The following is a 6,211-nucleotide window of genomic DNA, read 5'->3' as shown; positions in this document are numbered from 1 at the left end:
CCCTACCGCTAACTTTCCCCAAGCTAGACTTTCCGAAAATCGGTGCGTTACGGCGGAAATTAAATTGTCTGGTTTTCCCGCAATTTCCAAGCCGCCTAACGCACCCTACCGCTAACTTTAACCAAGCTAGACTTTCCGAAAATCGGTGCGTTACGGCGGAAATTAAATTGTCTGGTTTTCCCGCAATTTCCAAGCCGCCTAACGCACCCTACCGCTAACTATAACTTCCGTTGTCCGTAGCGTAACAACGTCTCGATCGCCACCAAACGATTTTGCCACGTCGCCACCTGGTAGGGATTGCTCAACCGCTGCAACCGCAACCAATCCGAAAAGTTAGATCGATAACCCTTCAACCGATCGATCTCCACTGAAAGATTGTCCTTCGTGGGATTTTCCGCTAGGCGATCGAGCGCCTTCGACAACTCCAAATCCGCCGCTTGCCACTGCACCAACCCCTCATCATCAATCCACAATCGTTCTGTCGCCAAAGCCGCTTGCCACTCTCCCTGTAACGCACGATATCGCGCCGAGGCTGCTTTAAACGGATGTCGGTAAGGAATCGGATCGTTTTTCGCTTCCCCCTGAGTACGACGCAGAATTTCATAGAGGCGATCGTCCAACATTTCCGCCGCAAACAACGCATAACCGTTGGTGGCGCGATCGCGAATTAACTGCATTTGGTCGATCGCCACAATTTCAGAAAGTCCGTGCAACTTCACCGCCGGAACGATGGGAACGCCGACGGGAACGTTTTCTAACATCGGCTCGACAATACGTCCGAGACGGTTGGTATCCTGGGCGTAAGTCATGGGAACCACCAGATCGACGCTGCCGTTTTCGATCCAAGTTTCCCAATGCTGCTGAATTTTATGGATGCGATCGTGCGTCGATTGGGGAAACACCGCCACCGAGAGAATTAAATCCGGATCGCGACTTTCCAAATGGCGATCGACTTCCGCCACAAACGACGTAATCTGTTCGACGCGAAAATCTGTCCACTGCTGCCACAAGTCCACCTGACGGGGAGACAAATCCATCGGATCGACTCCCGCTAACTCCCGAAATCGCTGGCGTGCGGCGTCTCCGTAACCGTAAGTTCGCTCGGCGCTCGGATCTTGGAACGGATAGCGGATGTAATCGAGTTGAATGCCGTCTACGTCGTAGTTGCGGACGATTTCATCGATGACGCGAATGATATACCACCGCGCTTCGGGATTGGCCGGATCGAGAAAGGTTTTGCGAGAACCGGGGTGACGAATTTGTCCGCGATCGTCGCGATTGGCCCACTCGGGATGTTCTTGGAGAACCGGACTGAGAAAGTCCGAAGACTGCCCTAAAAGCAGATTGTGGCGTTCGTTCCCCACTGCAAACGTCCAAATCCAGGCGTGGAGTTCCATTCCCCGTTCTCGCGCCAGTTCGATCGCCGCCTGAAGCGGATCCCAACCTTCAGTTAAGGGGTTTTGCGCCGGGGCGATTTCTGTCGGATAAATGGGATAACCGGCGTTGACGGTTTCAAAGAAAACGGTGTTGATTCCGGCTGAGGCGAAGCGATCGAACATCTCCACTAAACCCGCTTTCGATCCCGCCTTGACGATCGAACCGCGATCGAGCCAAATGGCCCGAACTTCCGGTTGCGCTCGCAGGCGATCGTTCGGATAGCTGTTCCAGAGTTGCTGTCTGGCTTCTAGCCACTGCGATCGCGCTTGGCGGTAGTTTTGTCGATCGACCCACTCTGGAAACGCTTGCAATACTGACGCGGCCAGTTCTACGGCGTCCGGTGGAGACGACACCGTTTCGAGATCGCGACTGGCTTGGAGTTGTTCGAGACTCTCAGCATCCGTTGGATTCGCCGCTCGTGCGGCGAGAATCGCACTTTCAACTCGACCGAGGAGTTGTCTGAGTTCCTTTTGCATCGTCAAGGCGATAACGTCGTCGATGGGGGCGTCGCCGGGTTCGACTTGCAAGCCAGGAGGAGCGGTTTGAGAGGCCGGATCGCTCAGTTCGATCTCAGTCGTGTCGCTGTCGCTGCGAGCGATCGGGGGGGGAGAACTCGAAATTTGGGGAGTTGGCGTCGGTTCTGGAGATGGAGACGCCGAAATTTGGGGAGTTGGCGTCGGTTCTGGAGATGGAGACGCCGAAATTTGGGGAGTTGGCGTCGGTGAGGTTTTGGGGGAAGCGGCGAGACTCTCGGCGCTCAGACGTTCCATCGCTCCTTCTAACCAAGCGCGATCGAATTCAACAGTACTCTCGTCTCCAGCCCCCCACGACCACCCGAAATAGGTTGCAGTGGGCGAAACGGCAATGGCGACGCCCCGTCCGGTGACGCGCCAGTAGGCCGACGCTCGGGCGCGATCGTCCACCAGTTGCAGAATACCGCCGGGCCGTCGGGGATGGGTGTGTGTCGCGGGCATCCACAACGGGTTCGAGCAGTTGGAATTTTCGACATCGCAGGGGTCGGTTAGCAATTGCAGCGAGGCCGCTTGCGGTAGGGCGATCGTCCAGCGCACGCCTAGCAGTTCTTCGAGCTGTCGCCGCACTCGCCGCGAGGAGTCTACTGCCAAAGGACCGCTGACGATGAGCTGTCCGCCGCGATCGACCCATTGCGCGAGTAAGTCGGCTTGACGACGGGTGAGGGTTTCGCGATCGGGGAGAAACAGCACGGTCGCGCGACCGAAATCAGACAGCGATCGCACGTTTGGCCAGTCGAATACTTGATAGTCGATCGTAGATCCCTCGAGACGCCGTTCGATGCCTTCCCAAATATCGAGGTTGTCGTCACTGCGAAGAACGCCCAGACGCTCGGCCGCTTCGGCCGCCAGTCCCCCCATGAAGGTGATGGAGATTACTAGAAGTGCTACAGCGAGACGTTTGAGGGGAGAGGGGGAGCAGGGGGGCAGGGGAGAGGGGGAGCCGAGGTCTGGGTGGCGATCGCGGTTTGGACTGTTATATTCGATCGAGTTTCTATCTTTTATTTTTTCTTTTTTTGTGTTATAATTGGGTATCTTATTTTTGTTTTTTTGAGTATTAAAAACGTTCGAGCGGTTTTGAGTTTTTTTAGAAAAGAATAGCATCTTTCGCGTGTGGGAGCTAAGTGAAGGATAGGTTGTCAGTACGGTGAGCGTACCGCTCTAACAGGAATTTTAAGCAGTTTTGAACGCGATCGCCTCCTGATACTCCATCCTTTCCCGATAAGCTAGGTTTCAAGAAGTCTTCACCACATCCCCCCTTAGCCCCCCTTTCAAAGGGGGGTTGGAGGGATAGAGAGGGACTTGTCAGATTAGGCAAAACCAGTATTTGAGTCCTAGACTCCGCTCAGCGTTGAGATTCGGATTCCGTATGAAACTTTCCTCGTGACTCCCAAAACCTTATCGATTGTCAATTATCAATTATCAAACCTCTTCGTTGACTGGGAAGCGATCGAGCCGCTGGCTGGCGTCTCGGGCTGTCATTCGCAGGACATCGCTGATGTGGGGAACGTGAGGGATCTGAGATAAGAAATCGAGAGTTCGGCGCAAAATCCGGACGATATCTCCTTCATCTAAACTCGTGTTGTTACAGAGTTCCGTCCACTCCACCCCGTTAGCCCACTGCTCGACGAGGGCGATCGCGTCCCGTTCCAACCACACCGGATGCGCCACTTGATAGCGACGCTGTACTTGGAACAGTTGGCGGCGCACCCCGCGCAACTCCGCCAGCACCTCATTTACGTCGGTCGAAACGTCGTAATTCGTCCAAGTATCGGGGCGGGAAATCTCCGTCACCAACGCCGCGCAAGCTGTGGCGAACTGTTCGGGACTCAAGCCTTCAAACTCGCCACTCGAGAGGGCTAACCCCAACCATAGCTCGTTATCTCCGCGAATGGCAGCGGTCGATTCGCCCAATTTCGTCGGTTTGAGGGAATCTTCCTCCAAACAGCCGAATTCCAACAGAATATCGATTAAATCCAAAAACTCTTCCCAGTGACGGGCGAGATTGTAGCGAACTTTGTCCGTGCGATCGCTCAGTTTCCGTTGTAGCTTTTCGACGCGTTTGGCACGTTTGAGCAGCGTTCCCGGATTCCCAAACGCCTTTAACGGATGCTGTTGTACCTCCGCTTCGATTTCCGCCACGCGTTCTTCCCATTCCACGACTTCCGGGGTGATTTCTAGCGGCGGTAGAACCGGAACGCGATCGACGATCGCTCGAGTTTCCGCGTCGCCCTGGCGCGTTTGGCCGGGTTTCAGCGGCATATCAGGCGGGGGATTGAGGAGATCGACCGCATCGATGCGGGGAAACTCTCCGTGCAAACTCACCACATCTTTCGTCGTCACCACGTACCAGCGATCGTTCTGCCCCAAACAAATCAAATAGGGCGCTTTCCCCGGACTCGGGGCTTTCGTCACCAACACCGCCGGAAGCGGATCGGAAACCGGCACGTTTTTTCCTTTCAATTGCACGATACTACCAGCGACTGCAAACTGCAACGCCAACACCAACGACTTATCTTGTACGTCGCTGGCTTGCTGTCGGAGGGTTTTGAGGATGCGCCGTTCCTCCCGCAACCGTTCTTGTAACTTTTCGTACTCTCGCAACAATTGCGGATCGATGTTTTGTAACTTCGTTTGGGCCGCAGCCAGTTCCGCTTCCAAATCCGCGATCGCCTGTTGTTGCGGCCGCAGACTCAACGACGCTAAATACTGTCCGAAACTTCGTTCGACCAATTCCTTTGCTTCGTCGATGGTGTGGGTTTGCAGCAGGTTCAACACCATGCCGTAAGTGGGCGTAAACTGACTCACGAGAGGATCTGCCCCAGAGGTGGCCAAATGCGCCGCTTCCACCGACCCCTCAAACGGCGTATCCAGGGTGACGACATAACCCTGTTCGTCCATCCCTCGCCGTCCGGCCCGTCCCGCCATTTGCAAAAATTCCGAAGCCGTCAGCAGACGGTGGCCGCGATCGGTGCGTTTGGACAAACTCGAAATCACCGTCGTTCGGGCGGGCATATTAATTCCCGCCGCCAAGGTTTCCGTGGCGAACACCACTTTAATCAATCCCCGTTGAAACAGTCCTTCCACTAACCCTTTCCAAGCCGGAAGAATACCGGCGTGGTGGGCGGCGATGCCCCGATAGAGAGGTTCGACTTGTCCGTCTCGGGCGGCTTCGGGATTGTGTCCGAGAAATTCATCGACGGTTAACTTGAGTTGTCGGGCTTCTTCGTCGTTGACGAGGTTGAGGCTGCCCATATCCGCCACCGCGCGATCGCACCCCCGACGGCTGAAAATAAAGTAAATTGCTGGCAACATATCCCGTTTTCGCAGTTGCGAGACCACGTAACTGATGGCCAAGCCGTTTTTACGGTTGCTGCGTCGCTGGTTGGGGTTGTTGCGTCGGGGTTTCAGTCGCGGGTTGAGACGTTTTCCCGCTTTATCGAGGAGGGGAAAGACCCCTTTGCGGTTACAAAAGAGAAACTGTAGCGGAACCGGCCGCGATTCCGAATAAATCAGTTCCGTCGGCCCGTGAACCGTGGAAATCCAATCGGTCAGTTGGTCGCTATTGGCGACGGTGGCGGACAACCCCACCAGTTGGATTTCCGGGGGACAGTAAATAATCGATTCTTCCCAAACCGTCCCTCGCTGGCGATCGTTCATATAGTGGCATTCGTCGAGAACCACCGTTTCGACGCCCTGGACGGACGTTCCTACTTCGCCGATGGGCGTCCCGTACAGCATATTTCGGAAAATTTCCGTCGTCATCACCAGTACTGGAGCGTCGCGGTTGAAGGATACGTCTCCCGTGAGAAGACCGACGTTTTCGACCCCGAACAGTTCTTGAAAGTCGCGCAGTTTCTGGTTTGACAGGGCTTTGAGGGGCGTGGTGTAGAAGACCCGACGCTCGCTAGCGAGGGCGCGATAGATGGCGTATTCACCGATGAGGGTTTTTCCCGACCCAGTCGGCGCACAGACGATCGCCGATTTCCCCGCATTTAAGGCATCGATGGCTTGGTGTTGGAAATCGTCGAGGGCGAAGGGAAACAGTGCGCTGAGGTCGAGTTCGGACATAGTTAAAGTTGAAGTTGGACGAACTGGGGGTGCAGGACAGTTGCGATACGGTCTTCATCTCATCTTAATTGACATATCGCCGTCCCAAGGAACAACACCATTTTTTCTTCTCGAGTGGCGCGATCGCCAAACAAAACCGTAGGGACGTTTTTGGCAACGTTCCTACGGTTTGT

General features: G+C 55.0%; 2 protein-coding genes. Both read right to left on the bottom strand.

Translation table 11 applies throughout. The features are described 5' to 3' along the window. Window positions 1-218 precede the first annotated feature (218 nt). Window positions 219-2,828, bottom strand: coding sequence for a family 10 glycosylhydrolase (locus tag POG22_RS11490; RefSeq protein ID WP_498905355.1), 2,610 nt, complete (start codon window positions 2,826-2,828; stop codon window positions 219-221). 561 nt (window positions 2,829-3,389) lie between these two features. Beyond that, a complete protein-coding gene (locus POG22_RS11485) occupies window positions 3,390-6,038 on the bottom strand; it encodes a DEAD/DEAH box helicase (RefSeq protein ID WP_063715232.1) in 2,649 nt (882 codons plus the stop codon). Window positions 6,039-6,211 lie beyond the last annotated feature (173 nt).

This window comes from Geitlerinema sp. CS-897 (assembly GCF_028368005.1).
Taxonomy (GTDB): Bacteria; Cyanobacteriota; Cyanobacteriia; order Cyanobacteriales; family Geitlerinemataceae; genus Baaleninema; species Baaleninema simplex.
This window is presented reverse-complemented; position numbering and strand designations above follow the sequence as displayed.